At 75.6% G+C, this 24,393-nt stretch carries 22 protein-coding genes and 1 pseudogene; 12 read left to right on the top strand and 11 right to left on the bottom strand.

The genetic code is table 11. The annotated features are described in order from the left end of the window. Window positions 1–9: 9 nt before the first annotated feature. Window positions 10–2,760: a hypothetical protein gene (locus tag KLI87_RS29165; RefSeq protein ID WP_214619501.1), complete on the bottom strand. Its 2,751-nt coding sequence runs from the start codon at window positions 2,758–2,760 to the stop codon at window positions 10–12. 121 nt (window positions 2,761–2,881) lie between these two features. Here KLI87_RS29165 and KLI87_RS29160 point away from each other — a divergent pair, with 121 nt between their 5' ends. Next, complete coding sequence (locus KLI87_RS29160; RefSeq protein WP_308166278.1) at window positions 2,882–3,895, top strand: DMT family transporter; 1,014 nt, start codon at window positions 2,882–2,884, stop codon at window positions 3,893–3,895. Between the two features lie 61 nt (window positions 3,896–3,956). Here the strand turns inward: KLI87_RS29160 and KLI87_RS29155 are convergent, their stop codons facing one another. After that, window positions 3,957–4,727 (bottom strand): ABC transporter permease, encoded by a 771-nt coding sequence (locus KLI87_RS29155; protein WP_214619500.1) that lies wholly within the window; start codon window positions 4,725–4,727, stop codon window positions 3,957–3,959. 31 nt (window positions 4,728–4,758) lie between these two features. Further along, window positions 4,759–5,706, bottom strand: a complete 948-nt coding sequence (locus KLI87_RS29150) for an ATP-binding cassette domain-containing protein (protein WP_214619499.1) — start codon at window positions 5,704–5,706, stop codon at window positions 4,759–4,761. Between the two features lie 104 nt (window positions 5,707–5,810). On the opposite strand from KLI87_RS29150, the gene KLI87_RS29145 reads away from it, so the two are divergent. The 6 genes and pseudogenes from KLI87_RS29145 to KLI87_RS29120 form a co-directional block, all read left to right on the top strand. Next, the gene (locus KLI87_RS29145) at window positions 5,811–6,593 is read left to right on the top strand and encodes a TetR/AcrR family transcriptional regulator (RefSeq protein WP_214619498.1); all 783 of its coding nucleotides are present in this window, start codon (window positions 5,811–5,813) and stop codon (window positions 6,591–6,593) included. A gap of 55 nt (window positions 6,594–6,648) precedes the next feature. Further along, window positions 6,649–8,013, top strand: coding sequence for a hypothetical protein (locus tag KLI87_RS29140; protein ID WP_214619497.1), 1,365 nt, complete (start codon window positions 6,649–6,651; stop codon window positions 8,011–8,013). Window positions 8,014–8,103: 90 nt separating this feature from the next. Continuing rightward, a complete protein-coding gene (locus KLI87_RS29135) occupies window positions 8,104–9,102 on the top strand; it encodes an ARPP-1 family domain-containing protein (protein WP_214619496.1) in 999 nt (332 codons plus the stop codon). Between the two features lie 284 nt (window positions 9,103–9,386). Beyond that, a complete protein-coding gene (locus KLI87_RS29130) occupies window positions 9,387–10,607 on the top strand; it encodes an AI-2E family transporter (RefSeq protein WP_250904310.1) in 1,221 nt (406 codons plus the stop codon). Between the two features lie 137 nt (window positions 10,608–10,744). Further along, window positions 10,745–12,655, top strand: coding sequence for a glycoside hydrolase family 3 protein (locus KLI87_RS29125; protein ID WP_214619495.1), 1,911 nt, complete (start codon window positions 10,745–10,747; stop codon window positions 12,653–12,655). 77 nt (window positions 12,656–12,732) lie between these two features. Beyond that, window positions 12,733–13,254: pseudogene (locus KLI87_RS29120) on the top strand (hypothetical protein); the annotation flags it as partial. 73 nt (window positions 13,255–13,327) lie between these two features. Here the strand turns inward: KLI87_RS29120 and KLI87_RS29115 are convergent. Next, window positions 13,328–14,083 carry an alpha/beta fold hydrolase gene (locus tag KLI87_RS29115; protein WP_214619494.1) on the bottom strand — a complete coding sequence of 252 codons (756 nt, stop codon included), beginning with the start codon at window positions 14,081–14,083 and terminating at the stop codon, window positions 13,328–13,330. A gap of 81 nt (window positions 14,084–14,164) precedes the next feature. Here KLI87_RS29115 and KLI87_RS29110 point away from each other — a divergent pair, with 81 nt between their 5' ends. Continuing rightward, window positions 14,165–15,121, top strand: a complete 957-nt coding sequence (locus KLI87_RS29110; protein WP_308166276.1) for a YafY family protein — start codon at window positions 14,165–14,167, stop codon at window positions 15,119–15,121. Between the two features lie 37 nt (window positions 15,122–15,158). Here the strand turns inward: KLI87_RS29110 and KLI87_RS29105 are convergent, their stop codons facing one another. From KLI87_RS29105 to KLI87_RS29095, 3 genes are all read right to left on the bottom strand, one after another. After that, the gene (locus KLI87_RS29105; RefSeq protein ID WP_214619493.1) at window positions 15,159–15,719 is read right to left on the bottom strand and encodes a GNAT family N-acetyltransferase; all 561 of its coding nucleotides are present in this window, start codon (window positions 15,717–15,719) and stop codon (window positions 15,159–15,161) included. A gap of 174 nt (window positions 15,720–15,893) precedes the next feature. Further along, window positions 15,894–16,553 (bottom strand): DUF3618 domain-containing protein, encoded by a 660-nt coding sequence (locus KLI87_RS29100; RefSeq protein WP_214619492.1) that lies wholly within the window; start codon window positions 16,551–16,553, stop codon window positions 15,894–15,896. After that, the gene (locus KLI87_RS29095; protein WP_156216391.1) at window positions 16,550–17,023 is read right to left on the bottom strand and encodes a phage holin family protein; all 474 of its coding nucleotides are present in this window, start codon (window positions 17,021–17,023) and stop codon (window positions 16,550–16,552) included. The genes KLI87_RS29100 and KLI87_RS29095 overlap by 4 nt, the downstream gene beginning before the upstream one ends. A 182-nt stretch (window positions 17,024–17,205) precedes the next feature. Here KLI87_RS29095 and KLI87_RS29090 point away from each other — a divergent pair, with 182 nt between their 5' ends. Continuing rightward, window positions 17,206–18,162: an alpha/beta hydrolase gene (locus tag KLI87_RS29090; RefSeq protein ID WP_214619491.1), complete on the top strand. Its 957-nt coding sequence runs from the start codon at window positions 17,206–17,208 to the stop codon at window positions 18,160–18,162. A gap of 38 nt (window positions 18,163–18,200) precedes the next feature. Here the strand turns inward: KLI87_RS29090 and KLI87_RS29085 are convergent, their stop codons facing one another. The 3 genes from KLI87_RS29085 to KLI87_RS29075 all read right to left on the bottom strand — a co-directional run bounded on the left by KLI87_RS29085 (window position 18,201) and on the right by KLI87_RS29075 (window position 20,829). After that, window positions 18,201–19,325 (bottom strand): AAA family ATPase, encoded by a 1,125-nt coding sequence (locus tag KLI87_RS29085; RefSeq protein ID WP_214619490.1) that lies wholly within the window; start codon window positions 19,323–19,325, stop codon window positions 18,201–18,203. Then, on the bottom strand, window positions 19,309–20,097 hold the full coding sequence (locus KLI87_RS29080) for an RNA ligase family protein (RefSeq protein ID WP_214619489.1): 789 nt from the start codon (window positions 20,095–20,097) through the stop codon (window positions 19,309–19,311). The genes KLI87_RS29085 and KLI87_RS29080 overlap by 17 nt, the downstream gene beginning before the upstream one ends. Window positions 20,098–20,493: 396 nt before the next feature. Then, window positions 20,494–20,829 (bottom strand): hypothetical protein, encoded by a 336-nt coding sequence (locus KLI87_RS29075; protein ID WP_214619488.1) that lies wholly within the window; start codon window positions 20,827–20,829, stop codon window positions 20,494–20,496. Between KLI87_RS29075 and KLI87_RS29070 the strand changes: the two genes are divergently transcribed. The 3 genes from KLI87_RS29070 to KLI87_RS29060 all read left to right on the top strand — a co-directional run bounded on the left by KLI87_RS29070 (window position 20,828) and on the right by KLI87_RS29060 (window position 22,641). Continuing rightward, window positions 20,828–20,971 (top strand): hypothetical protein, encoded by a 144-nt coding sequence (locus KLI87_RS29070; RefSeq protein ID WP_214619487.1) that lies wholly within the window; start codon window positions 20,828–20,830, stop codon window positions 20,969–20,971. The genes KLI87_RS29075 and KLI87_RS29070 overlap by 2 nt on opposite strands. Window positions 20,972–20,988: 17 nt before the next feature. Further along, the gene (locus KLI87_RS29065; protein WP_214619486.1) at window positions 20,989–21,666 is read left to right on the top strand and encodes a class I SAM-dependent methyltransferase; all 678 of its coding nucleotides are present in this window, start codon (window positions 20,989–20,991) and stop codon (window positions 21,664–21,666) included. A gap of 240 nt (window positions 21,667–21,906) precedes the next feature. Further along, entirely contained in the window at window positions 21,907–22,641 is a 735-nt protein-coding gene (locus KLI87_RS29060) for a DNA alkylation repair protein (protein WP_156216396.1), read from the top strand. Window positions 22,642–22,720: 79 nt separating this feature from the next. Here KLI87_RS29060 and KLI87_RS29055 read toward each other — a convergent pair whose 3' ends face one another. Beyond that, complete coding sequence (locus tag KLI87_RS29055; RefSeq protein WP_214619485.1) at window positions 22,721–24,253, bottom strand: DUF6851 domain-containing protein; 1,533 nt, start codon at window positions 24,251–24,253, stop codon at window positions 22,721–22,723. Between the last annotated feature and the right edge of the window lie 140 nt (window positions 24,254–24,393).

The following is a 24,393-nucleotide window of genomic DNA, read 5'->3' as shown; positions in this document are numbered from 1 at the left end:
GGCGGGTCGTCAGCGGCCGGAAAGCTCCGCCGCCAGGCCCTCGAAGTCGGCGGCCGTCAGCGCCAGCGCGCTCCCGATCGCCTGCGTCGCCTCCGCCCGGCCCAGATGCCGCGTCGCCGCCCGGTCCAGGTAGGCCTCGACCAGCCGGGCGCCGGTGAGCCGGCCCCGGCCGCGCAGCGCGCCCACCTCCCGGTTCACCACCACCCACGCGTCCGGGCCGATCCGCAGCGACCGCTCCTCGGCCAGCAGGCCCAGCAGCGCCGCCCGCGCCGCGTCCTGCGCCAGGTCCGGCAGCCGCACCGCCCGCAGGTCGGTGACCAGCTCCGGCGAGACCGCCGACAGCTCACCGACCCGGTCCGGCTCGCACGTCGCCAGCAGCGCCGTGTCGTTCACGCCTTCCAGCCGCGCCCGGTACAGCACCGACGCGTACGCCGACCCCTGCGTCTCGTCCAGGATCAGCCCGTCCAGGCCGTCCAGCAGCAGCACGTGCCCGGCGTGCTCGTCCAGCACCGCCCGCAGGCCGTCGGGGCCGCGCTCGCGCAGATCCTCGGCGTGGACGCCGTGGACCTCGCCGCTGGAGGCCTCCACCTCCGCCAACGCCCGCGCGACCATCCGCGCCAGCCGCCGCTGCCCGCTGGAGGGCGTCCCGATCAGCATCAGCGCCGGCGCCGACGCGCTCGACACCTCCTGCCCGCGCAGCCGCCGCGCCCACTTCCCGCGCCGCCGCACCTCCGTCACCACGCGGCCGATGTCGTCGGCGCCGCACAGGAACCGGATCCCGTACGCCTCGGCGACCTGCGCGCCCTGATCCAGGACGGGCGCCGGCGGCAGCGGCGGGACCGGGCCCGGCACCGGCGCGGGCGGCGGCGGGAGATCGGCGTGCGGGACCGGATCGGGCCCCGCGGGCCCAGCAGCCGCGGCGGGGGAGCCGGTGCGGTCCGGCCAGCCCCGGCCCCGGTCGAGCTTGGTCTTGAACGCGTCGGTGTCCAGCTGCGTCGCCTGCTCGGCGGGCCACACCGGCTCGGGCCCCGGCCCGCCCGGCGGGTCGGGCTCGGCGTCCGGCCACACCGGCGCGACCGGCGCCGCCGGACGCGCGGGCTCGGCGCGCTCGTCCACCACGGCGGTCGGCGGCACGGGCACCGGCGGCGGCGCGGACGCCCCCGGCGGCGGAACCGGCGGAACCGGGGAGACCGGCGGAACCGGGGAGACCGGCGGGACCGGGGGAGCCGACGGCGGCTCCACCGGCGCGACCGCGGGCGGCGGGCCCGGGGGGCCCTGCTGCGGCTCGGGCACCGGCGCGACCGGCCGGTCGATGGCGCGCTCGGCCGCCATGTGGGCGCGCGCCGCCTTGATGATGTCCCACGCCGACAGCTCGTCGGTCGAGGGCGGGGTGTGCATCGCGGGGGAGGTCAGCTCCGCCGCCACCGCCTGCGGCACCGCGAACCCCGTCGCCGGGGGCGGCACCTGCGCGAGGCGGCACCACGTCAGCCCCAGCGTGTAGGTGGTGGCCAGCAGCGAGGCCAGCGCGTCGGCGTCGCCGGTGCGCAGCGCCTCGGGCAGCCGCCCCTCCCGCGGCCACAGCGCCCGCAGCGGGTTCGCCGGGTCGGTCAGGACGGCCTGCAGCGTCCGCGCGCTGTCGGGGTCCAGCCAGCGCTGCAGCACCGCCAGCGCGTTCGGCGCGGCCTGCAGGTCGGCGGCCAGCACCGCGACGCCCGCCCGCCGCACCTCGTCGTGCCCGCGGCCCGGCTGCCCCGGCGCGCCGGCGGCGCGGTGCGGGCCGGTCAGCCCCGCGACGATCTGCTGCAGGTCGTACAGGGCGAGGCGCAGGTACTCCCCGGGCGCGGTGTCGCGGACCATCGGCGTCGCGAACTCGGCGGGGCAGCGGCGCCGCCACTCCTGCACGATCGCCTCCGGCCCGTACCGGACGGTCGCCAGGTCCTGGTTGACCAGCCGCAGCGACGCCGCCGTCACCGCCGCCAGCGCGTCGGCGCCCGGCCGGAACCGCGGGTCGGCCTGCAGCCCCGCCGCGACCTCGTACATCACCCGCGCGATGTGCGCGGCGCCGCCGCCGTCGCCCGCGCCGAGGCGGTGCACGTAGTACCCGGCGAGCGTGCCGAAGTCGGGCGGCATCATCCAGTGCAACTGCTCCGCCGAGGTCGTCAGGAACGGGATGAACGACTCGATCAGCGGGTGCTCGGTCAGCACCACCGGCGACCCCGCGCACCACAGCAGCGCGCCCCACGCGGCCGCGACGGTGCTGGGGGTGCCCGGCTGGAACATCGGGTCGTGCTGGGCGAACTGCGCGGGGTTCACCGCCAGCGCCGTCGTCAGCGCCTGCGAGATCCGCGCGACCACGGCGGTGTCGGGCACGGGCCCGAGGAACCCCAGCGGCGCGACGCGTCCCGCGGCCAGGTCGGGGCCGGTGGGGAACAGCTGCGGCGGCACCGGCGGCGTGCCCGCGCCGCGCGGCGCGGGCACCGCGACGCGGCGGTCCTCGAACGCGGCGGGGGGCGGGCAGGGATGCCAGGTGCCGTCCAGCCCGCACCGGTACCAGCGCCCCCAGGCGCCGTACAGCCACCACTCCCCGGCGCCCCACAGCATCCGCGCCGCGATCTGCGCGGCGCGGTCCTGCGGCGGCGCGCTCTGCCACCACGGCGAGGCGACCAGTTCCGCCACGTTGCCCTCGACCGCCGCGAACAGGTCCCCGCTCGGCCCGCCTCCGGTTCCGCCGGGTGCCGCCCCGGCCGCCTGCCAGCTCACCCGGCGAATAGTAGTCCTCTCCGGCGGGGGTCCCCGCATTGTCGCGCCCATCGCCCTGTAATGAGTGTTATGGCATGATGCTCATTAGCCTGGCGGTCGGTGATCCATGGAGAGGGAACCGGTGGGAGTGGACGGTGCGGCGCGCGCGCGTGCCTGGGGCGTGGGCCTGGTGGTGTTCTCCTCGGTCTGCTTCGGCGCCTCGGGGTCCTTCGGCAAGGCGCTCATCGAGGCCGGACTCGCCCCGATGCAGGCGGTGTGGCTGCGCATCGCGGTGGCCGCGCTGGTGCTCGTTCCGATCGTGGCGCTGCTGCGCGGCGCCTCCGCTGCCCGCGGGCTGCGCCCCCACCTCGGCAGACTGGTCGCCTACGGGCTCACCGGCATCGCCGGGTGCCAGGCGTGCTACTTCGTGGCCGCGGCCCGGCTGCCCGTCGGCGTCGCGATCCTGCTGGAGTTCAGCGGCCCCGTCATCGTGCTCGGATGGCTGCGGTTCGTGCGCCGCGCGCCCCTGCACCGCTCCGCCGTCGCGGGCGTCGCCGTCGCCATGGCGGGCCTCGCGCTGGTCGTCCAGGTGTGGGCGGGCCTGGACCTGGACCCGCTCGGCCTGCTCGCCGGGTTCGGCGCCGCCGCCTGCCAGGCCTGCTACTTCCTGTTCATCGACAGCTTCGCCGGCGAGGTCGACCCGCTCGTGGTCACCACGTCCGGGATGGTGATCGCCGCCGCCGCGCTCACCGCGGTCGCCGCGCCCTGGAGCCTGCCCTGGGACCTGCTGGCCACCACCGTGCCCACCGGCGACCACCACGCCCCCGCCTGGACGCTCCTGGCCGGGCTCGCGCTGATCAGCACCGTCGCGTCCTACCTCGCCGGCGTCGCCGGGCTGCAGCGGCTGTCCCCGCAGGTCGGCGGCGCGATCTGCTACACCGAGGCGGTCGCCGCCGCCCTCATCGCCTGGGCGGTCCTCGGCGAGCGCCTCACCCCCGCCCAGATGGCCGGCGGCGCCGTCGTCCTGGCCGGCGCCTACATCGCGCAGCGCGCCGCCGGGGACCGGCCGCCGCCGCCCCCGCCGGCGACCGGCGGCGCCCGGCCCCGGCGCATCCGGCCGCCGCTGCGCGCCCAGCCCTCCGCGCCACCCGCCTGAACCGGCATCGGACGGCATCGGACGGGGGCGGACGGGCGTCGGAGGGGCGTCGGAGGGGGGGTTAGGCGTTCTCGGCGCGGAAGCGGCGCGCGCCCAGCGCCACCGACACCACCAGCAGCACCGCCGCGACCGCGACCCCCTCCGCGACCGCCGCCGCGGCGTAGTCGCCGAGGAACGCCGCGCGCGCCGCGTCCACCACGTACCGGAACGGGGTGCACCGCGACAGCACGTCCAGCCACCCCGGCGCCAGGCTCATCGGCAGCAGGATCCCCGACAGCAGCATCAGCGGCAGCGTCACCGCCGACAGCAGCGGCGCGAACGCGTCCTCGCTCCGCGTGCGCAGCGCCAGCACATACGACAGCGACGCCACGCTCACCGCCAGCGACACCACCAGCGCCAGCCCCACCGCGACGCCGCCCACCGGGGCGCGCAGCCCCAGCGCGAACCCGGCCGCCAGCAGCAGCACCGCCTGCGCGCCCAGCACCGCCGCGTCGCGCAGCACCCGGCCCAGCAGCAGCGCCGTCCGGCTCACCGGCGTCACCCGCAGCCGCTCCACCACCCCCGAGCGCAGGTCGCCGATCAGCCCGAACCCCACGAACCCCGCGCCGAACAGCGCCAGCTGGATCAGCACGCCCGGCACGAACACCTGCCAGGCGTCACCGCCGCCGAACCCCCGCACGCCCACCAGGTCCTTCAGCAGCGGCCCGAACAGCAGCAGGTACAGCAGCGGCTGCACCGCGCCGAACACCACCGCGACCCTGCTGCGCAGCGTCTGCCGCAGGTACCGCACGAACATCAGACGGGTGTCGGACACCGTCCGCGACAACGACATCGGGAACTCCTTCACGTAGGGCGAACAAGGGTCAGGCGGCGTCGCGCAGCGAGCGGCCGGTGACGGTGAGGAAGACGTCGTCGAGGGTGGGGCGCGACAGGTTCAGCGACACCAGGCCCGCGCCCGCCGCGTCCAGCGCGCGGACCAGGCCCGCCAGCTCACGCTCGCCGTCCCCGACCCTCAGCCGGACGGTCCGCCCCGCCACCGCCGCCTCCCGCACCCCGGCGTGGCCCGCCAGCGCCGCCCGCGCGCGGGCGGTGCCCGCCGCGTCCGCCAGCTCCAGCGTCACCACGTCGCCGGCGACGCGGCGTTTGAGGTCGGCGGGCGTCCCCTCGGCGACGATCGCGCCCCGGTCGATGATCAGGAGGCGGTCGCACAGCGCGTCGGCCTCCTCCAGGTAGTGGGTGGTGAGGAACACCGTCGTGCCGTCCTCGGCGCGCATCGCGCGGACGTGGTCCCACAGGTTCCCCCGGCTCTGCGGGTCCAGGCCGCTGGTCGGCTCGTCCAGGAACACCAGCGGCGGACGGTGCAGCAGCCCCAGCGCCAGGTCCAGCCGGCGCCGCTGGCCGCCCGACAGCGACCCCGACGGACGCGACTCCAGACCCGCCAGCTCCAGCCGCCCGCACAGCTCCGCGACCCGCCGGGCCCGGTCGGGCACCCCGTGCAGCCGCGCCTGCAGGTCCAGCTCCTCGCCGACCGGGACCGAGGGGTCGGTGCCGCCGCCCTGCGCCACGTACCCGATGTCGCGGCGCACGCCCGCCGGGTCGGCGCGCAGGTCGTGGCCCGCGACCCGCGCCCGGCCCGCCGTCGGCGCCAGCAGCGTCGTCAGCATCCGCAGCGTGGTGCTCTTCCCGGCGCCGTTGGGGCCGAGGAACCCCACGATCTCGCCCGGCGCGACCGACAGGTCGACACCGCGCACGGCCTCGACCGTGCCGTGCCCGGTGGTGAAGGTGCGGGCCAGCCCGCATGCGTCGATCACGGAGACCTCCGTTGAGGGGACGGGTGAGCAAACGCCGATAGAGTAACCACAAATTTTAAGTAGCTCCAAATTTTAAGTCGCCCCAGGGAGGGTAGGATTCGGGCATGGCAGACGAGCGCGCCCCGGCGCGGTCCGCAGAGGCGGCGGGGCCGGCGGGGGAGAGCGCCGCGCGGCCCGAGGCCGAACTGGGCCTGCGGGAGCGCAAGAAGCGCCAGACCCGGCGCCGCATCTCCGACATCGCCACCGGCCTGTTCCTCACCAGCGGCTTCGACAACGTCACCATCGCCGACGTCGCCCGCGCCGCCGACGTGTCGGTCAACACCGTCTTCAACTACTTCCGCACCAAGGAGGACCTGTTCTTCGACCGGCAGGGCGACCACATCGAGCAGATCGCCCGCGACCTGCGCGACCGCCTCCCCGGCGAGGGCGTCGTCGCGCTGTTCCGCCGCCGCTTCCTCGACGGGCTCGACAGCCGCTCCTACCGCACCGCCTTCCACGAGGGCTCCGACATCTGGACGCGCACCGTCCGCGCCAGCCCCGCCCTCATGGCCCGCCAGCGCGAGATCGTCCAGGAGGCGCAGGACCACGTCGCCGCGCTGCTCGCCGAGGAGACCGGCGCCGACCCCGACGACATCACCCCCGCCACCGCCGCCGCCATGATCTTCGCCGCGCAGAGCGCCCTCATCGAGCAGATCGCCGCCCGCAAGAGCGCGGGGGAGACCCTGGAGGAGATGCGCGCCGACGTCTACGCCGCCGCCGCCCGCGTCTTCGACCTCCTCGAACACGGCCTCGGCGACTACGCCGCCGCCCCGACCGGGCCGCCGCCGGACGCGCCGCCCGCGCCCGCCGAAGACGGTCTCCGCCCGGGGCCCGCCGCCGGAAAATGAGTGTCGAGGCACTCCCGGGGATTCCTAGACTCCATGATTGCGGAGGCCAACAATCATGGACACCCCCACGCTCCTCGACCACCTGCGGACCCACGACACCGCCCTCACCCTGCCCCGGGGCGGCACCCTGCGCTGGGACGACGCGGACCTGCACCGCGCCGCCCACCGCCGCGACCCCGAGGGCTACGCGCTGCTCGCCCTGGCACCCGGCGTCCTGCCCTGGCAGCGCGCCCGCGTCCTGCTGCGGATCCTGGAGGCCACACAGGCCGGCCTCGACGAACCCGCCCGCGCCGTCCTGGCCCGCCTCGCCCGCGTCCTGACCCTGGGCCTGCCGCCCGGCCACGTCATCACCGTCCTGCTCGCCCTGCGGCGGCTGCGCGCCAACCACAAGCACACCACCCGCACCGCGCTCCGGTTCGTCCTGGAGCACCCCGGCGCCGACGCCCTCATCGCCGCCCGCCGCCCCGCGCTGCTCGACTGCTTCGAACACGCCCTCGGCACCGCCACCGCCCGCGGCTGCGCCCGCCGCATCGCCGACGGCGACACCACCTCCGACTACCTGCGCCGCCGCCTCCTGCGCTTCCTCACCACCCCCCGCACCGCGCCCGCCCGCGTCCGCGCCCTCTACGCCACCGCCCCCACCCCGGACGGCACGGCCGACGACCCCGCCGGGCCCGCCGGGCCCGCCCTCACCGAACCCGCCCTCACCCTGGACGCCCCGCGCGCCCGACCCGCCACCGCCACCGTCACCGCCACCGACCGCGGCGACATCGCCGCCACCCTCGTCCACCTGTACCGGGGCGGCCCCGCCGCCGCCCTCTACGAGGCCCTCGGCCGCCACCTCGACGAGGCCGCAGCCGCCTTCCCCCGCTTCCCCGGCACCCTCGCGCTCGTCCTGGACGCCTCGGCGTCCATGCGCGGCCACGGCGCCCGCGAATGGGCGCTGATGTCCCAGGCCGCCGCGCTGCGCATGGTCCTGTCGGAGGTGTGCGACCGGCTGGAGGTCGTCGAGACCGGCGGCGACGAACGCGCCCCCCGCGGCGCCACCGACCTCGCCACCGGCGTCCTGGACGCCCTCGGCGCCGACCCCGACCTCGTCGCCGTCGTCTCCGACGGCCACGAGAACCTCTTCCCCGGCGACCTCGCCCGCGTCATCGCCACCCTCCCCGCCGCCGGCGTCACCACCCCCGTCGTGTTCTGCCACGCCGCCTTCACCGCCGCCGACGACCCCACCCCGCCGCCCCCCGCCCCCTCCCTGCCCCGGCGCGCGTTCTGGCACCAGGACGACTTCGCCGACCTGCTGCCCTGGATGCTCGGGCACTGCGCCGCGGGCGCGCCCTGGCTCCGCGCCTTCCTGCACACCCGCCTGGACGACCTCGACCGCCGCGCCGACGCCCTCACCCCCGGCCTCGCCGCCTGACCGACCGCCTCGCCGCCTGGCCGCCTGACCACCCGCCCGACCGCCCGTCGCCTGCCCGCCGCCCGACCCGCCGCGTGAAAGGGGCCCGCCGTGACCGACCTGACGGCGCTCGACACCCTGGTCCCCGGCCCGCTCAGCCTCGCCGGGCACCGCCTCGGCACCCCGCAGCAGGCCGGCGCGCTCACCATGGTCCCCATCTCCGGGCCCGCCCACCCCGGCTTCACGCCGCCCCACGCCCTGAGACCCTCCCGCGCCACCGGCCGCGGACAGGTCGAACTCACCAACCCCGACGCGGGCGGCGTCGCGATCGTCCCGCTGCACATCGGCCACCTCCAGGACCGCGCCCCGACCCGCGCCCTCTGCCGCTCGGCGCTCATCCCGCCCGGGCGGACCCTCCGCTGCGAGGACGCCTGCTGCGTCCAGGAGGGCCGGAGCGGCCACCTCACCGGCGGCGACCCCCGGTTCCTCGTCCTGCCCGGCGAACTGCGTGCCCGCGCCCTCGCCCTGCGCGGCGTCACCGACCACGGCAAACTCTCCGACGCCATCGCCGACCTCAACGCCCGCCACGGCCTGGCCCGGCACGGGCACCTCGACCGGCTCCTCGCCCGCCACCGGCCCGCCCTCACCCGGTTCCAGAACCGCCTGGAACCCCAGCCCGGCCAGGTCGGCGCCCTGTTCCTGATCGCCGGACGCCTCGCCGGCGTCGAGATCACCCCCGACCCCGCCTACTTCGCGCAGATGTGGACCGCGCTGGCCTGCCACGCCTACGGCGTCGCCGCCCACCGCGCCGAACCCGCCCCGCCCGCCCGCGCCGAGCCCTACGACGCCGCGAACCTCGCCGAACTGCGCGGTGCCCTGGACCACGACCGCTCCGCCCGCCTCGCCCACCTCACCGAACAGATCACCGCCCAGCTCACCGGCCCCGCCACCGGGCCCGTCCGCCTCCGCGAAGAGGACCGGCACCAGACCCTGCGGCTGTCCACCCTCACCGCCCCCCACCTCGCCGGGCAGATCGTCACCGACGGCGACCGCGCCGTCTACGCTTCGCTGTTCGCCCACCGATTCCCGCCGGACCCGGCGATCCCGTAAAGGGCTTGCCCCGCGAGCGCGCGCCCACTTCAATCGGACACGCGGGAACTGTGCCGGGCCCTCAGGCGACGAACCTGACCCCGGGCCCCGGAGCCGCCGCCGCGACGACGGCCCCTGGCCCGACGGCGCGCCGGCCACCCGTCCCGCCCCCGCCACCCGTCCGCCCCCCGGTCCGCCGCCGGCCCGCCGGCGCCCCCGAACCGGGCTGAAGACTCGGCAAAGGTTGGCCCCCCGCCCGGGGCGTACCCGCGGGCCGGCCGGTACGCCGCCGCTACCGTGCGGGCATGCCGCACACCCCCGGCGACAAGCCCGGCGGCGGGCCCACGGGCACCGCCGGCGCCCCGCCCGACCCACCTGCCCCACCCGGCCCCGCCGGCCCCGCCGGACCGCCCGACCCGCGGCACATGCCGCCCTGGCTGCCCCGCGCGTTCCTGCTCGCCGGCGCCACCGTGCTGCTGTTCGTCGTCGGCGTGTGGCTCGCCCAGCGGCTCCGCGAACTCCTCCTGCTGCTGCTCACCTCCCTGTTCCTGGCGTTCGCGATCGAACCCGCCGTCAACTGGCTCGCCGCCCGCGGCTGGCGGCGCGGCCTGGCCACCGGCCTGATGTTCCTGGTCATCGCCCTGCTCACCGCCGTGTTCCTCGGCGGCATCGGCTCCCTGCTGGCCACCCAGACCACCCACCTCATCGACGGGTTCCCCGGCGACGTCCGCGCCACCATCGACTGGGTCAACTCCACCTTCGGCACCCACCTGTCCCGCGACACCGTCTTCCAGCGCCTGCCCACCGTCACCGACCAGATCTCCCGCCACCTGTCCGACCTCGCCGGGAACGTCTGGGGGATCGGCGCCACCGCCCTCGGCGTCGTGTTCAAACTCCTCGGCGTGCTGCTGTTCACCTTCTACCTGTCCGCCCAGGGCCCCCAGTTCCGCCGCACGGTCTGCTCCGTCCTCCCGCCCCACCGCCAGCGCCAGGTCCTGTCCGCCTGGGAGATCGCCGTGCAGAAGACCGGCGGCTACATCTACTCCCGCGCGCTCCTCGCGCTGATCTCCGGCGCCGCGCACTACGCCGCCATGGCCGGGCTCGGCGTCCCCTACGCGCTGACGCTGGCGCTGTGGGTCGGCGTGGTGTCCCAGTTCATCCCCGCCGTCGGCACCTACCTCGCCGGCGCCGTCCCCGTCCTCATCGCGCTCACCCGGGGGCCCTCCACCGCGCTGTGGATGCTGCTGTTCATCACCGCCTACCAGCAGTTGGAGAACTACCTCCTGCAGCCCCGCATCACCGCCCGCACCCTCGACATGCACCCCGCCGTCGCGTTCGGGCTCGTCCTGGCCGGCGCCGCCGTCGTCGGACCGCTCGGCGCGCTGCTGGCCCTGCCGTTCGGCGCCAGCGTCCAGGCGTTCGCCGGCGCCTACGTCCGCCGCTACGAGATCGAGGAGCACCCCCTCACCGTGGCCCCGCCGCCCCGCCCCCGCCTGATGCCCCGGCTGCGGCGGCGGCGCCGCTGACCCCCCTTTACCGCCCCCATGCCGGACGCTGGACGCCTCGTCGACCATTGCCATGGACGCGCCCGCCCCACCGGGTTACCGTTCCAACAACCTTGATCATCTACTCTGCGGGCCGCTCGGGGGCGGAGGGAGCCGTCATGCGCCACACGCTCGACCCCACACACCGCACCACCCGGAGACTCACCGCCGCGCTCGCCGCGGCGCTCACCGCCGCACTCACCACGGGGGCCCTCGCGAGCGCCGCGCCCGCTCCCGCCTCCGCGAGCCCCGCGCCCGCGCCCGTCCCCGGGCTCCTCCCGGCGACCGGACGCCACCAGGACCCCCACCTGCTGCGCCTCCTGCGCTCGATGCCCCTGCGGGACAAGGCCGCGCAACTGTTCGTCCTGCAGGTCCACGGCACCAGCGCCGACACCACCGCCCCCGCCGACGTCGCCGCCAACCGCCGCCTCTACGGCGCCGACAACGCCGCCCAGGTCATCGCCCGCTACCACCCCGGCGGGTTCATCTACTACTCCGCCGGCCCCGCCAACGTCCAGAACCCCCGCCAGCTCGCCGCCTTCTCCAACGGCATCCAGCGCGCCGCGACCGCCCAGCCCCTCCCGATCCCCGCCACCATCGCCACCGACCAGGAGGGCGGCATCGTCGCCCGCGTCCAACCGCCCGCCACCCAGTCGCCCGGCGCGATGGCCCTGGCCGCCGGGCGCCGCACCGCCGACGCCCGCGCCCTCGCCGCCATCACCGGCCGGGAACTGCGCGCCGTCGGCGTCAACCAGGACTACGCGCCCGACGCCGACGTCAACGTCGACCCCGCCAACCCCGTCATCGGCGTCCGCTCCTTCGGCTCCGACCCCGCCCTGGTCTCCCGGATGGTCACCGCGCAGATCGACGGCTACCGCGCCGGCGGCGTCACCCCCACCGTCAAGCACTTCCCCGGCCACGGCGACACCACCACCGACAGCCACACCGGCGTCCCCCGCATCGGCCACACCCGCGCCGAATGGGAGCGCCTCGACCTGCCGCCCTTCCGCGCCGCCGTCGCGCGCGGCGCCGACGCCATCATGACCGCCCACATCATCGTGCCCGCCCTCGACCCCTCCGAGGACCCCGCCACCCTCTCCCGGCCCATCCTCACCGGCATCCTGCGCGACCGCCTCCACTACCGCGGCGTCATCGTCACCGACGCCCTCGACATGCAGGGCGTCCGCGACAAGTACGGCGACGAACGCGTCCCCGTCCTCGCCCTCAAGGCCGGCGCCGACGTGCTCCTCAAACCCCCCGCCGACGCCTCCGGCACCGGCGTGTTCCCCCGCCAGCTCGACGCCGTCGTCACCGCCGTCCGCACCGGCGAACTCACCGAGCAGCGCCTCGACGCGTCGGTCTACCGGGTCCTGGAGCTGAAGAAGCGGCGCGGCCTGTTCCGCGACCCCTACGCCGACGAGTCCCGGATCGGCGACGTCGTCGGCGCCCCCGCGCACCTGGCCGCCGCGCAGCGCGCCACCGACCGCACCACCACCCTGGTCAAAAACGACGCCCGGCTGCTGCCGCTGCGCCCCGGGCCCCGCCGCGTCCTGGTCACCGGCTGGGGCGCCGCGACCACCACCGGCCTCGCCGCCGAGATGACCGCGCGCGGCGCCACCGCCACCGTCCGCGAGACCGGCCTCAGCCCCACCCCCGCCCGCATCGCCCAGGCCGTCGCCGCCGCCCGCGACCAGGACCTCCTCGTCGCCGTCACCAACCGCGCCTGGGACGTCAAGGACGAGAGCCCCCACAACGGCCCCGGCCAGCGCGACCTCGTCAAGGCGCTCGCGGCCACCGGGAAGCCCGTCATCGTCGTCGCCGCCCGCGACCCCTACGACATCGCCTGGTTCCCCGAGACCCCCACCTACCTCGCCACCTACTCCGCCACCGCCGAGGCGGTCCGCTCCACCGCCAAGGTCCTCTACGGCGAGACCCGCCCGCGGGGCCGCCTGCCCGTCACCATCACCGCCGCCGACGACCCCGCCGCCGTCCTGTACCGGTTCGGGCACGGCCTGCGCTACCGCCGCTGACCCGCCGGTGAGCCGCCGGCGCCGGCTGTGAGCGGCGTCTCCGACAGGCCCGGCGCCCCATCGGGCAGGATCGGAGGATGCGGGTACCCCGCCCGGCCCCCGCCGGCGCGCTTGCGGCGGCCGCCGCCCTCCTCACGGCGGCGGCCACCCTCGACGTGCTCGCCGGCGGCCCGCTCCGCGCCCTGGACCACCGCGTCTTCGCCGGCGGGCTGCCGCCCCGCACCGGCGCCTGGTACTGGACGTGGCGGACGATCGTCAACGCCGGCCAGTACTGGCTCGCCGGCTCCCTCGTCGCCGCCACCGCCGCCGCGGCCGCCTGGCGCCGCCGCCGGATCCGGCCGCTGCTGACCGCCGCGCTCTGGCTCATCACGACCGAGGCGACCGTGCGCGGCGCGCAGCTCGCGTTCGCCCGGACCCCGCCGCGCACCGGGCACGACGCCCTCGCCGCCGACGGCTCCCTGTCCTACCCGTCCGGGCACGCCGCCAACGCCGCCGCCTGCCTGCTGTTCGCCGCCGCCCTCGCCCGCGCGCCCCGCCGCGCGACGATCGCCGCGCACGCCCTGGCCGCCGCCGTCGCGGCCGGCGTCGTCGCGCTCGGCTACCACTGGCCCACCGACGCCGCCGCCGGCTGGGGCGCCGGCGTCCTGCTGGCCTGCGCCGGGCGGGCCCTGCTCACCGGAGCGGAGCGCCCGGCCCGGCGACCTCGGCCAGCAGCGCCGCCAGCTCCGCCGGACGGGAGAACATCGGCCAGTGCCCCGTCGGCAGCTCCCGATAGCTCCAGCCCGGGCCCTCCATCATCGCGAACACCGGATTGCCCGAGGCCGCCATCCGCCGCACGTCCTCCACCGTGAACGTGCAGGCCACCAGCGTGCGCGGGACGTCGGGCAGCGGCCCCTCCAGCGGCTGCGTCACCGTCGCGAACGGCTGCGGCGTGCCGCGCCGCCGCATCTCCTCCAACCGCGCCGCGTCCAGGCCCGCCAGGATGTGCGGCTCGGCGGACGGGTCGAACGGCGGCACCGGCAGCCGCCACCCCCCGCCCTCCTCGGCGACCTGCCGCCGCAGCTCCGCCCGCGCGTCCGGGGCGTGGAAGTCCAGGCCCGCCAGCCCCGGCGGCATCGGACCGGAGTCGACGTAGACGATCCGCGCGACCCGCCCCGGGACCCGGGCGGCCGCGCCCGCCGCGGCCATGTTCGCGCCGCTGTGCGCGACCAGCACGACCTCCTCCAGACCGCCGTCCTCGATGACCTGGACGATGTCGGCGGCGTGGGTGTCCACATCCACCTCGGGCGTCGCCTCCGCCGCCCGCTCCGCGATCCCCGTCAACGTCACCGCGCGCACCTGGTGGCCGCCCGCGCGCAGCGCCGCCGCCACCTCCTCCCACGCCCACCCGCCGAGCCAGTACCCCGGGACCAGAACGAACGTCGCCATGTCGGATTCCTTCCGTCGAAGCCGTGACCTCACGCTATGCTCCATACCGGACAGAAACCGCCCGGATAAGGTGCGTGGCCCGTGTCACATCCGACGACCCGGATCCTGGCCATGCTCGAACTCCTCCAGGCCCACCACCGCATGAGCGGCCCCGAACTCGCCCGGCGCTTGGAGGTCGACGAGCGGACCGTCCGCCGCTACGCCGCCCGCCTCGACGACCTCGGCGTCCCCGTCCTCGCCGAACGCGGCCGCCACGGCGGCTACCGGCTCATGCCCGGCTACAAACTGCCGCCGCTCATGCTCACCGACGACGAGGCCACCGCCGTCGTGCTCGGCCTGCTCGCCGGACGCCGCGTCGGCCTGCCCGGCCAGGCCACCGAGAGCGCCCTCGCCAAGGTCCAGCGCGTGCTGCCCGCCGCGCTGCGCGACCGCGTCCAGGCCCTCCAGGACACCCTCGGGTTCACCCTCGCCGCCCGCGACGCCGCCGCCCCCGCCACCGAGGCCCTGCTCACCCTCGCCGCCGCGACCCGCGAGCGCCGCCGCGTCCGGCTCCGCTACCGCTCCTGGCGCGGCGACACCAGCGAACGCGACCTCGACCCCTACGGGCTGGTGTTCCACTCCGGACGCTGGTACGTCACCGGCCACGACCACCGCAGCGGCGAGACCCGCACCTTCCGCGTCGACCGCGTCGACTCCGCCGAACCGCGCCCCGCCACCTTCGACACCCCCGCCGACCTCGACCCCGTCCAGCACGTCACCCGGTCACTGGCCCGCGTCCCCTACGCGCACGAGGTCGAGGTGCTGCTGGAGACCACCCTCACCGACGCGCGCCGCCGCGTCCCCGCCTCCGTCGCCACCCTCACCGAGACCGGCGGGGGAGTGCTCCTGAGCACCCGCGCCGAACACCTGGACGGCATGGCGCGCATGCTCGCCGGGCTCGGCTGGCCCTTCACCGTCCGCCGCCCCGACGCGCTCCGCGACCACGTCCGCGACCTCGCCCGCACCCTGCACGAGCAGGCCGACCGCCGCGACCGCTGAACACCCCCGCCGAAACGGCGTCAGGCGCGGGCCCGGGTCAGGTGCGGGCCTTCCACTCGTCCTCAAGCATCGCGTAGACGACCTCGTCGGTCCACTCGCCCTTGACCATCTCGTTCTGCAGCAGATGCGCCTCACGCCGCATCCCCAGCCGCTTCAGCACCCGCGCGGACGCCGCGTTGCGCCCGTCCAGCCGCCCCACGACCCGGTGCAGCCCGAGCCCCTCGAACCCCAGCCGCAGCACCGCCTCGGCGGCCTCGGTCGCGAACCCCTTGCGGTGGTACTGCGGGTTGAGGATGTAGCCGATCTCGCCCTGCCGGTGCTCCCGGCTGCGCCACTGGAGGTTGACCTCGCCGATCAGCGCGCCGGTCTCCCGCCACACCACCGCCAGCACCAGCCAGTCGCCCTCCCGCTCAACGGTGGACGCGCCCATCTTCTGCTGGAGGAACGACCTGGACTCTTCCAGGTTCCGCGGCTCCCAATACAGGAAACGCGCCACCTCGGGCAGGGACTGGTAGGCGTAGAGGCCGTCCAGGTCGCCCTCACGGAACGGCCGCAGAGCCAGCCGCTCGGTCTCGATCGGATAAGTGGGACGCAGCACAGGGGTGATCCTATTCACGAGGTTCCCTGTTGGGCGACCCGTGATTTCCCGGAAAGCGGCCCGACGCCGGAAATTCCTCCGCCCGCCGCCCCGAACCACCGCCGTCCGTCCCGCGCGCGCCGCGCTCCCGGCTTGCTTGCCGTGTGCTCCCCGCGTGCTCCCGGCGCGCCCGCGTTAGCGGCGCCACCAGGCGGACCGGCCCCCGCCCCGCGACCCCGCCAGCCGCGCCCAGCCGCTCCGCCGCGACCGTCCCGACCTGCCCGTACGCGGCAGACCACGCGCCAAACGACGCGGCAGACCACGCGGAACGCCCGGCAGGCTCGACGGGCCCGGTGCCCGCGCCGCCAGCCGCGTCCCCGACGTGCGGGCCGCGCCGGCCAGCCCCGCCGAACGGGCCGCCACCCGGCGCGCCCGCCCCGACCAGCCGTGACGGCGCGCCGCGGCCGCCCGGCGGCGGCGCACCAGCACCGCCGCGGCCACCGCCGCACCGGCCGTCCCCGCGACCGCGCCGCCCACGCCCGCGCCCTTGCGGGCCTTGGGCGAGCCCGCGGCCGCCTTCGCCGACGCCGCCCGGGACGCCGCCGCGCCCCGCGCCGACGCCACCGCCGACCGCGCCCGCGCCTTGGCCTCGGCCACCTTCTCCCGTGCCATCGCCTTCACATCCGCCCGCGCGGCCAGCGCCTCCACCGTCTCGCCGAGGTGATGGCGCGCCCGGTCGACCTCGTGGCGCAGCTCCTCGGTCTCGGATCCGGCGCCGTCCCGCCCGTGCGGCTCATGCGGTGCGTCGCGCGCGTCGCCGCGCGGCCCGCTGTGGGATTTGTCCTGCATGGTCATCGGTGCGTTCTCTCCTTGATGTCGCTGACGGTCCGGCGCGCCTCGTCCATCGCCATCTCCGGCTTGGGCGGCGTCGCCCGCGCCGTCTCCCGCCGCCCCAGCATCGCCAGGACCCCCGCCACCGCCAGCAGCACCGCGCCGATGATCAGCGCGGACGCCCACATCGGCAGGACCAGGGCCAGCGCCGCCACCGCCGCCGCCAGCAGCACGCCCACCCCGTACAGGGCGACCAGGCCCGCGCCGCCGTACATCCCGGCGCCCTTCCCGGCGTGCTTGCCCTTGTCCTTCAGCTCGGCGGCGGCCAGCCGCAGCTCGGCGCGCATCAGCTCCGACACCTGCTGCGCCGCCTGCCGCACCAGCTCACCGGTGCCCGGCTCCTCGCGCTGGTCCGGGACGGCGAAGTCGTGCCGGGACGCGCCCGGGCTCGGCGCGGCCGCTTCGCCGTCGTGTGTCGCCCGCACGGTGCTCATGACCTCAGGCCCCTTCCGCGTGCTCTCGTCCGGACGCCCCGAACGTTCCGGCGCCCGCGAGAAAGCCGTTCCCCCTGCCCGGCGCCTAAACGTGGCCGCCCCGCCACACCCCGGCACCGCCGGCGGCGCGGCGCGCCGCGTCCGGCCTGGATCACGGCGGGGCCCGGTGCGACACTCCCGGCATGGCGAACGAGGGTCACATCACGACCGGCCAGGACGTCGCGGAGGCGACCCGGGCCGAGAACGCCGCCTTGAAGGCGTCGCTGGCGGGCAGACCGAGACCGCACGAGATCGGGGACCCGGTCGCGGTCCGCGCGGCGGGCGCCGCCGGCAAGGGCGCCTTCCCCGCGCCCGTCCTGCTGCCGCAGGGCACGAACCAGGCCGTCCCCGGCCGCGGCGGCGACGTCCCCGTCCGCACGTTCGAGACCGAGGACGCGCGCGGCGTCCTGATGTTCCTGCACGGCGGCGGCTGGACGCTCGGCACCGCCGAAGGGCAGGACATCTACCTGTGGGACCTCGCCCAGGCGGCGCATGTCTGCGTCGTCAGCGTCGGGTACCGGCTCGCGCCCGAGCACCCCCACCCCGCCGCCGCCGAGGACTGCGAGGACGTCGCGCGCTGGCTCCTCGACCACGCCGCCGACCGGTTCGGCACCGACCGGCTCCTCATCGCCGGCGAATCCGCCGGCGCCCACCTGGCGGTCCTCACCCTCCTGCGCCTGGGCGCCGACGCCCCCGCCTTCCGCGCCGCGCAGCTGTCCTACGGCGTCTTCGACCTGTCGATGACGCCCAGCCAGCGCGACGGCGCCGGCAAGCTGTTCACCTCGACGCCGGCGATGCGCTGGTTCTACGACCAGTACCTGCCCGGCCTGACCCCCGAGGAGCGCCGCGACCCCGCCATCTCGCCCCTGTACGCCGACGTGCGCGGCATGCCGCCCGCCCGGTTCACGGTCGGCACCGAGGACCCGCTGCTGGACGACTCGCTGTTCATGGCCGCGCGCTGGCGGGCCGCCGGCAACGACACCGAACTGGAGGTCGTCGCCGAGGGCATCCACGGGTTCGCCTCCTTCCCCCTGACGATCGCGCGCCGCGAGATCGACCGCCAGTCCGGCTACCTCGCGCGCGCCGTCGCCGACCGCTGAGCACACCCGGCTTCAGTCAACGGGCCCGGTCATCGGGTTCAGGCGGTGGCGACCCACGCGACGCGGTGCCCCTCGGTCGGGTCGGGCGTCTCCCACCGCCGGACGAGCCGGTCCACCACCGCGTCCGGCACGGGCGCCGCCCGGGCGCGGTTGCGGCCGCGCAGCACCCCGGGCGGCGCCTCCAGCGCCACCACCTCCACCCGCCCCCGGTAGCCGGCGGCCAGGCCCGTGCACTGCTCGCGGAGCTGCCGCGACACGTTCGTGGCGTTCCACACGAACGAGCGGCCCGCCCGCAGGTGCCCGCGCGCCAGCTCGTGCGCCGCGGCGGCCACCGCGCGCTGGTCGCCCGAGGGCGCCACGCCCATCTCCGCGCGCAGCCGGTCCAGGCTGACCACCGGCACGTCCGGCCGGTGCGCCGCGATCCAGTGGTCCTTGCCCGCCCCCGGCAGCCCCGACAGCACCGTCACCGTCAGCCGCGTGTCGTCGAAGGCGTCATAGTCCGGGTCGCGTCCCGGCTTGCGGAAGTACCAGAACCGGGCGTGGTCGGAGGGGAACACGCGCGGCGCGTCCAGGCACCCCTGCTCGGCGCAGTACTCCCGGTACAGCGCGATGTTCTCCAGCACCTCCGCCAGGTCGCCGCACACCCGGCCGCGGATGTCGGCCTCCGCCAGCAGCGCCAGGTCGTCGTTGCGGGCCAGCAGGCTCACCCGGAACGCGATCGGCTGCAGGTCGGGCCGCTCCAGCGCCCAGAACGGCACCTGGTGGTGGCGGACCAGCGCGGCGACGTGCTCGCGCCAGGCGACCGGCGCGCCCAGCTCCCACAGGATCCGCCGCACCATCAGGTCCCCGCGCCGCGAATGCCCGTGCGCGGTGATCCGGCCGTCCCCGTCGGTGCGGGTGCAGTACGGCTTCGCGACGTCGTGCATCAGCACCGCCGCGAACAACCGGACACGCTCCGCCGCCGGCCGCGCCCGCCACCGCGGCGACGCCGCCAGCGCCTCGCACGCCATCCGGGTGTGGACCTCCACGTCCCCCTCGGCGTGGTGCACCGCGTCCTGCGGGACGCCCCCGAGCGCCCGCACCCACGCGAACGCCTCGCGGATCTCCGGCCACGGCACGGCCCAGCCCGGCGGCGCCGGGCACAGGTCAGCGAACACCCGCATACAGCACCTCCGGATCGGCCAGGCCGTTGGCGATGATCGGACGGCCCTGCCAGTGCGTCCCCGCGTCCAGGATCGCCGTCAGGAAACTCGGCCGCACCCACTTGAGGCGGCCGACGGTCCGGCCGTCCTCCTCCACCTTGACGTAGAGGCCCTCCATCTCCTCGGACGGATCGGACTCCGCCACCGCCCGGTCCGCGTCGGCGCCGCCCGCCTTCGCCGCCGCCCGCAGCGCGTCCCGCCACCCGGCCGTCCGGCACGTGGAGGGCCCCACCAGCGCGGTCAGCGCCGCCACCTCCCGCAGCCTCCCCTCGTGCAGGACGGGCACCGGCACCACCGGCGTCCCCGCCAGCAACTCGCGGCGCCGCGCGGTCGACAGGAACGTCCCGTCCCGCAGGTCCAGGACGTCGAACTCACAGAAATAGTGGGGGAGGGCGTCGTAGAAGACGGTGTGCTTGGCATACAGCCACTCCCCGTACATCACATACCGGTCGCCCAGCCGCTCCCACAGGATGTGCCGCACCGACGCCGCCCACGCCTTCAGCGGCGCGAACTGGCGCTCGCGCGGCCCGCCCGCCAGGTAGTGGCCCCGGCTCTGCAACCGCAGCTCGCCCTCGGAGGAGAAGCTGACGCCGCAGTTGGCGCCGTCCAGCTTCTCCTCGACCACCAGGTAACGCCCGGCGACCTCCCCGAACGGCACGGCGGCCAGGTCGTGGTCGCCCGGCTGCAACCGGGATCCCGCGATGTGCCGGGTGCGCGGATATTTGCGGAGCATGCCGCCTGTTCTAGTGAACCGCGCCGGTCACGCCAACCGGTTTTCCCGCGCGTCCCCCCGGGCGGGGACCACTGCGACCAGCGCCAGCGCCGCCGCCCACAGCCCGAACGTCACCCACCCCAACGCGTGCAGCCGCGCCGTGAACCGCGCCGGACCCGCGACCGCCCCGTACACCGCGACGCCCAGCGCGGTCCCGACCTGCCGCGCGGTGTCGTTGCCCCCGCCCGCCAGCCCCGCCCAGCAGCGGCCCCGCCGGCAGCGCCGTCGAGGAGATCCCCGCTCACACCCCGAGCGCCCGCGCCTGCTCGGCCTGTCTCGGATACGCCGCCGTGATCAGCGCCAGGCTCCCGGGAAGCAGCGGCGCCGCCCCCGCCCCCTGGACGACCCGCGCCGCGATCAGCGGGGCCGCGCCCGGCGCCGCCCCGCACGCCGGCGACGCCGCCCTGAACAGCCCGAACCCCCCAGCGTCAGCCTCCGGTGTCCCACCCGGTCGCCGAGCGCGCCGCCGCCCAGCAGCAGCCCCGCGATCGCCACCGCGTAGCCGTCCACCATCCCCTGCAACCCCGGCAGGCGCGTGCCGAGCGCCCGCCCGATCCCCGGCAGCGCGACGTTCACGATCGTCACGTCCAGCAGGACCAGGAACATCCCCGCGCACAGCACCACGAGCATCGCGCCCCGCCGCGCCACCCGTCCGGGCGCGGCGGTTCCGGTCGTCGATGTCGGAGCACCCATGCGCTCCACGGTCCACCCCGGACGTTTCACCGAGGATCGAACCGTCCCGGGGCCGCGCACTCCCCTGAAGCTCCTCGCCCTGCTGGCCGACGACGCCCGCACGCCCCGGCGGTTAGAGTCGGCCGCGAAGCCCGACGCGTGAGCACAGGGGAGAGGCGGATGGCGCCGACCGCGGCCTACGACGAGATCGCCGACTGGTACGAGCACGAGTTCCTCGGGCACGACCCCGCCGGGGACGGCGACGCGTTCGGCCTCGGCGCAGTCCTGCGCGACCTCCTCGGCGAGGGCCGCGGGCCCTGCCTGGAGATCGGATGCGGCACCGGCGTCAACGCCGCCCGCGTCCGCGCCCTCGGCTGGACGCCGTTCGGCGCCGACCTGTCCGCCGGGATGCTGCGGCACGCCCGCGGCCGACTCCCCGCCGTGCGGGCCGACGCCGCGCGCCTCCCGCTCCGGGACGCGTCGCTCCCCGCCGTCATCGCCGTGATGGTCCACACCGACATGCCCGCCTACCCGGCGGTGGCCCGCGAGGCCGCCCGGGTCCTGCGGCCCGGGGGAGTGTTCGTGCACGTCGGCGTCCACCCCTGCTTCTGCGGCGGGTTCGCCGACCGCACCGACCCGGACGCGGTCGTCATCCGGCCCGGCTACCGCGACGGCCACTGGACCAAGGCGTCCTGGACCGACCGGGGCGTGCGCGCCAGGATCGGCGCCGTCCACCGCCCGCTGCCCGAACTCATGCACGCGTTCCTGGAGGCGGGGATGACGCTCGACCGGTTCGCCGAGACCGGCGACCCCACCCCGATCGTCCTCGGCGTCAGGGCGCGCACACCGGCCGCGTGACCGCCCCACGGGATCGGGACGCCGACTGTTTCCCATTAATTTCCGGGCGGCATACCTTGGATTGTCGGCGGCGACCCGCGAACGTCGAAGAACCGCCGCCCGCCTTGACATGGAATCGGGCCCCGGAGGCCCTGAACGGGATCGGTTCGCGCCTATCCCGGCGTGAACCGTGAGACGATGGCGAGCCATATCGTCGCCATTCGGTCCGGGCGCCGCGTGCGCGCGAAGGGAGCCTCCGGCATGACCTCCGACATCACCGCCGAGCAGTACGTGGAGAAAGTCGCGGAGCACTGCTCGGCCGAGCAGCGGGAACTCCTCCGGCGCCATTTCGGGGCCGCGGATCCCGGCACCGGCGACATCGACCTCGGCGTGCGGATGGGCAAGGTCCTCACGACCGCGCGGCCGTTCACCGCCATGCCCCTCGACGAGGTCGAGCGGCTGCTCGCCGGCCCCATCCCCGAACTGCGGGCGGGCGCGCTGCGCATCATGGGCGACAAGGCCAAGCACAAGAAGGCCACCGACGCCGAGCGCGCGGTGCTCTACGAGCTGTACATGAAGCACAAGGACAAGATCAACAGCTGGGGGCTGGTGGACATCAGCTCCCACCAGATCGTCGGCGGCTACCTGGTGGACCGGCCCCGCGACGTCCTCTACGAGATGGCCGCCTCCGACAACTGGTGGGAGCACCGCATCGCGCTCGTCAGCACGCTGGCCTTCGTCGGCCGCAAGGACGTGGACGACACCTTCCGGCTCGCCGAACTGCTGCGCGACGACGAGCACGACAAGGTCCACACCGCCGTCGGATGGCTCCTGCGCGAGGCGGGCCGGCACGACCGCCCCAGGCTGCTGAAGTTCCTGGACGCCTACGCCGCCACCTTGCCGCGGATCACCCTGCGCACCGCCATCGAGCACTTCGACAAGGAGCAGCGCGCGCACTACCTCGGCATGAAGAAGCGGCTCGCGGAAGGCGGCTGAGCGGACCCCGGTGTTCACCGGAAAGCCCGGGGCGAGAACTCGCCCCGGGCTTCCCGGCAGATCCCTCGGAACGCTACGGTCAGTGGCCGACGTCGCCCTTGACGTGCCGCTGCACGAGATCGTAGGACCGGTCGCCGAACTGCTTGCCGAAGTCGGCGGACCTCAGGCACGACTGCAGGTAATGCACCCCGCCCCACACCCGGCTGTGCAGGCAGTCGTCCGCGAAGTCGGTCCAGTTGGACCAGTGCAGCTTCAGCTCCTTGGAGGGGGTGACCCCCGGCTCCACCAGCGTCCAGCCCACGGGAATGGTGATGCTGAGGTCCAGTTGGTCGTTGCCGAGGAACCGCCGGCACGCCTGCGCCTGCGCGGCGCAGACCCCCGAGGAGCCCGACGGGTACTCCGGGTGGTCGGGCATGTTCAGGTAGCTGGACCACTGGTCGGCGGGCATGTCCCTGACCGTCCCCTTGCCGGGGCCGCCCCAGGAGGTCACCCGGGAGTGGCCGTACACGTGCTGGATCGCGCTGCCCGGCCGCACCACGTCGTACTTGCGCTTGTAGTGCCACATGGCGACCGTCGAGTCGAAGACCGCCAGCGTGTTCGTCGCGAACAGGTGGATCCAGCCGTCCAGGTCCAGCTTCTTGTCATTGGCCCTGGCGGCGGCGAACACCGACCGGCTGATGCCCAGCAGCTTGTCGTCGAACAGCTCCGCCTTCACCTTCTGCTCTTCGGTGAGGCCCGCCGACACCTCAAGGATGTGGTCCACCGAGGCCTTGTAGGCCTTCTTGTTGTGGTGGTTGATGTACTCGGGCGGGGCGAGGCCGAACTGACCCGGGTCCTTGAACGTCATCGCCTTCACCCGCCCCATGTGCGCGGTGGCGAAGTGCTGGACGGTGTAGATGCCCTTGTCGCCGATCCCGGTCGTGCCGGGCGGCGGCGCGCCGAGGCGGCGGCGGTGCGGGCCCAGTTTCGGCTGCCAGTGCGAGGGGTTGATCAGCTCGTAGGCGGTGTTCACGGGCTCATAACCGGTGTAGTCCGAGAAAGGCCGCGGGTTGTACTTGCGGCCGCCGTCGTAACCGAGCATGTTCATACCGTCATTGCGCCCATAGGCGACCGCGCCCTTTCCGGCGAGGTTGCCGATGCCGACCGGCGTGGTCGGGTCCAGGGACTCGTCGTCGGGGTTCAGCCCCACGAACAGCAGCAGGCTCCGGAAGCCCGACCGCTCGGGCACCACGCCCTTGAGCAACTGCCAGGAGGCGTGCAGGGCGGCGATGTTCTTGTTCCGGTTGGTGTTCGACTCGCTGGAAGGGCGGCGGGGGATTCGGGTGATGATGCCGACCGCGGTCGGGTGGTAGGGCGCCGCCGCGTCGAACCACGCGGTCTGGTTCAGGTGGCTGGCCCACTCCACCAGCGTCACATCCATGGGGGCGAACACGTCCGGGTTCGACCGCGAGTCCTGCGAGTCGAGCAGGTCCCGGATGAAGTTGCCCTTGTCGAAGTCGAAATTCTCCGCCCGCGCCCGCAGCGCGGACTGGGCGCTGGCCGTCTGGGTGGTGCCCAGGGTGACCAGCGCGGCACTGCCGAGCCCGCCGAGCAGCAGCGACCTGCGTCGCATTGCGAAGTTCTGATCGGGAAAACGTCCGGATGCGGTCATGATGCGTCCTCTCGTCGGCTTACCAGGCAAGCCGCCGTTGTTCAGTCGGCCGGGCCGGGGGATACGGTCGATTGGTGCGAGGTCGTTCGCGGGCAGGCCAC

The organism is Actinomadura sp. NEAU-AAG7 (assembly GCF_018603865.1).
Classification (GTDB): Bacteria; Actinomycetota; Actinomycetes; order Streptosporangiales; family Streptosporangiaceae; genus Spirillospora; species Spirillospora litoris.
This window is presented reverse-complemented; position numbering and strand designations above follow the sequence as displayed.

Coding starts and splice junctions, on each gene's coding strand:
- KLI87_RS29070 (WP_214619487.1), top strand. CDS start 20,828: ATGCGCTCCACGGTCCACCCCGGACGTTTCACCGAGGATCGAACCGTC.
- KLI87_RS29125 (WP_214619495.1), top strand. CDS start 10,745: ATGCGCCACACGCTCGACCCCACACACCGCACCACCCGGAGACTCACC.
- KLI87_RS29095 (WP_156216391.1), bottom strand. CDS start 17,023: ATGAGCACCGTGCGGGCGACACACGACGGCGAAGCGGCCGCGCCGAGC.
- KLI87_RS29145 (WP_214619498.1), top strand. CDS start 5,811: ATGGCAGACGAGCGCGCCCCGGCGCGGTCCGCAGAGGCGGCGGGGCCG.
- KLI87_RS29055 (WP_214619485.1), bottom strand. CDS start 24,253: ATGCGACGCAGGTCGCTGCTGCTCGGCGGGCTCGGCAGTGCCGCGCTG.
- KLI87_RS29080 (WP_214619489.1), bottom strand. CDS start 20,097: ATGCTCCGCAAATATCCGCGCACCCGGCACATCGCGGGATCCCGGTTG.
- KLI87_RS29100 (WP_214619492.1), bottom strand. CDS start 16,553: ATGACCATGCAGGACAAATCCCACAGCGGGCCGCGCGGCGACGCGCGC.
- KLI87_RS29115 (WP_214619494.1), bottom strand. CDS start 14,083: ATGGCGACGTTCGTTCTGGTCCCGGGGTACTGGCTCGGCGGGTGGGCG.
- KLI87_RS29155 (WP_214619500.1), bottom strand. CDS start 4,727: ATGTCGTTGTCGCGGACGGTGTCCGACACCCGTCTGATGTTCGTGCGG.
- KLI87_RS29065 (WP_214619486.1), top strand. CDS start 20,989: ATGGCGCCGACCGCGGCCTACGACGAGATCGCCGACTGGTACGAGCAC.
- KLI87_RS29140 (WP_214619497.1), top strand. CDS start 6,649: ATGGACACCCCCACGCTCCTCGACCACCTGCGGACCCACGACACCGCC.
- KLI87_RS29075 (WP_214619488.1), bottom strand. CDS start 20,829: ATGGGTGCTCCGACATCGACGACCGGAACCGCCGCGCCCGGACGGGTG.
- KLI87_RS29085 (WP_214619490.1), bottom strand. CDS start 19,325: ATGCGGGTGTTCGCTGACCTGTGCCCGGCGCCGCCGGGCTGGGCCGTG.
- KLI87_RS29090 (WP_214619491.1), top strand. CDS start 17,206: ATGGCGAACGAGGGTCACATCACGACCGGCCAGGACGTCGCGGAGGCG.
- KLI87_RS29130 (WP_250904310.1), top strand. CDS start 9,387: ATGCCGCACACCCCCGGCGACAAGCCCGGCGGCGGGCCCACGGGCACC.
- KLI87_RS29060 (WP_156216396.1), top strand. CDS start 21,907: ATGACCTCCGACATCACCGCCGAGCAGTACGTGGAGAAAGTCGCGGAG.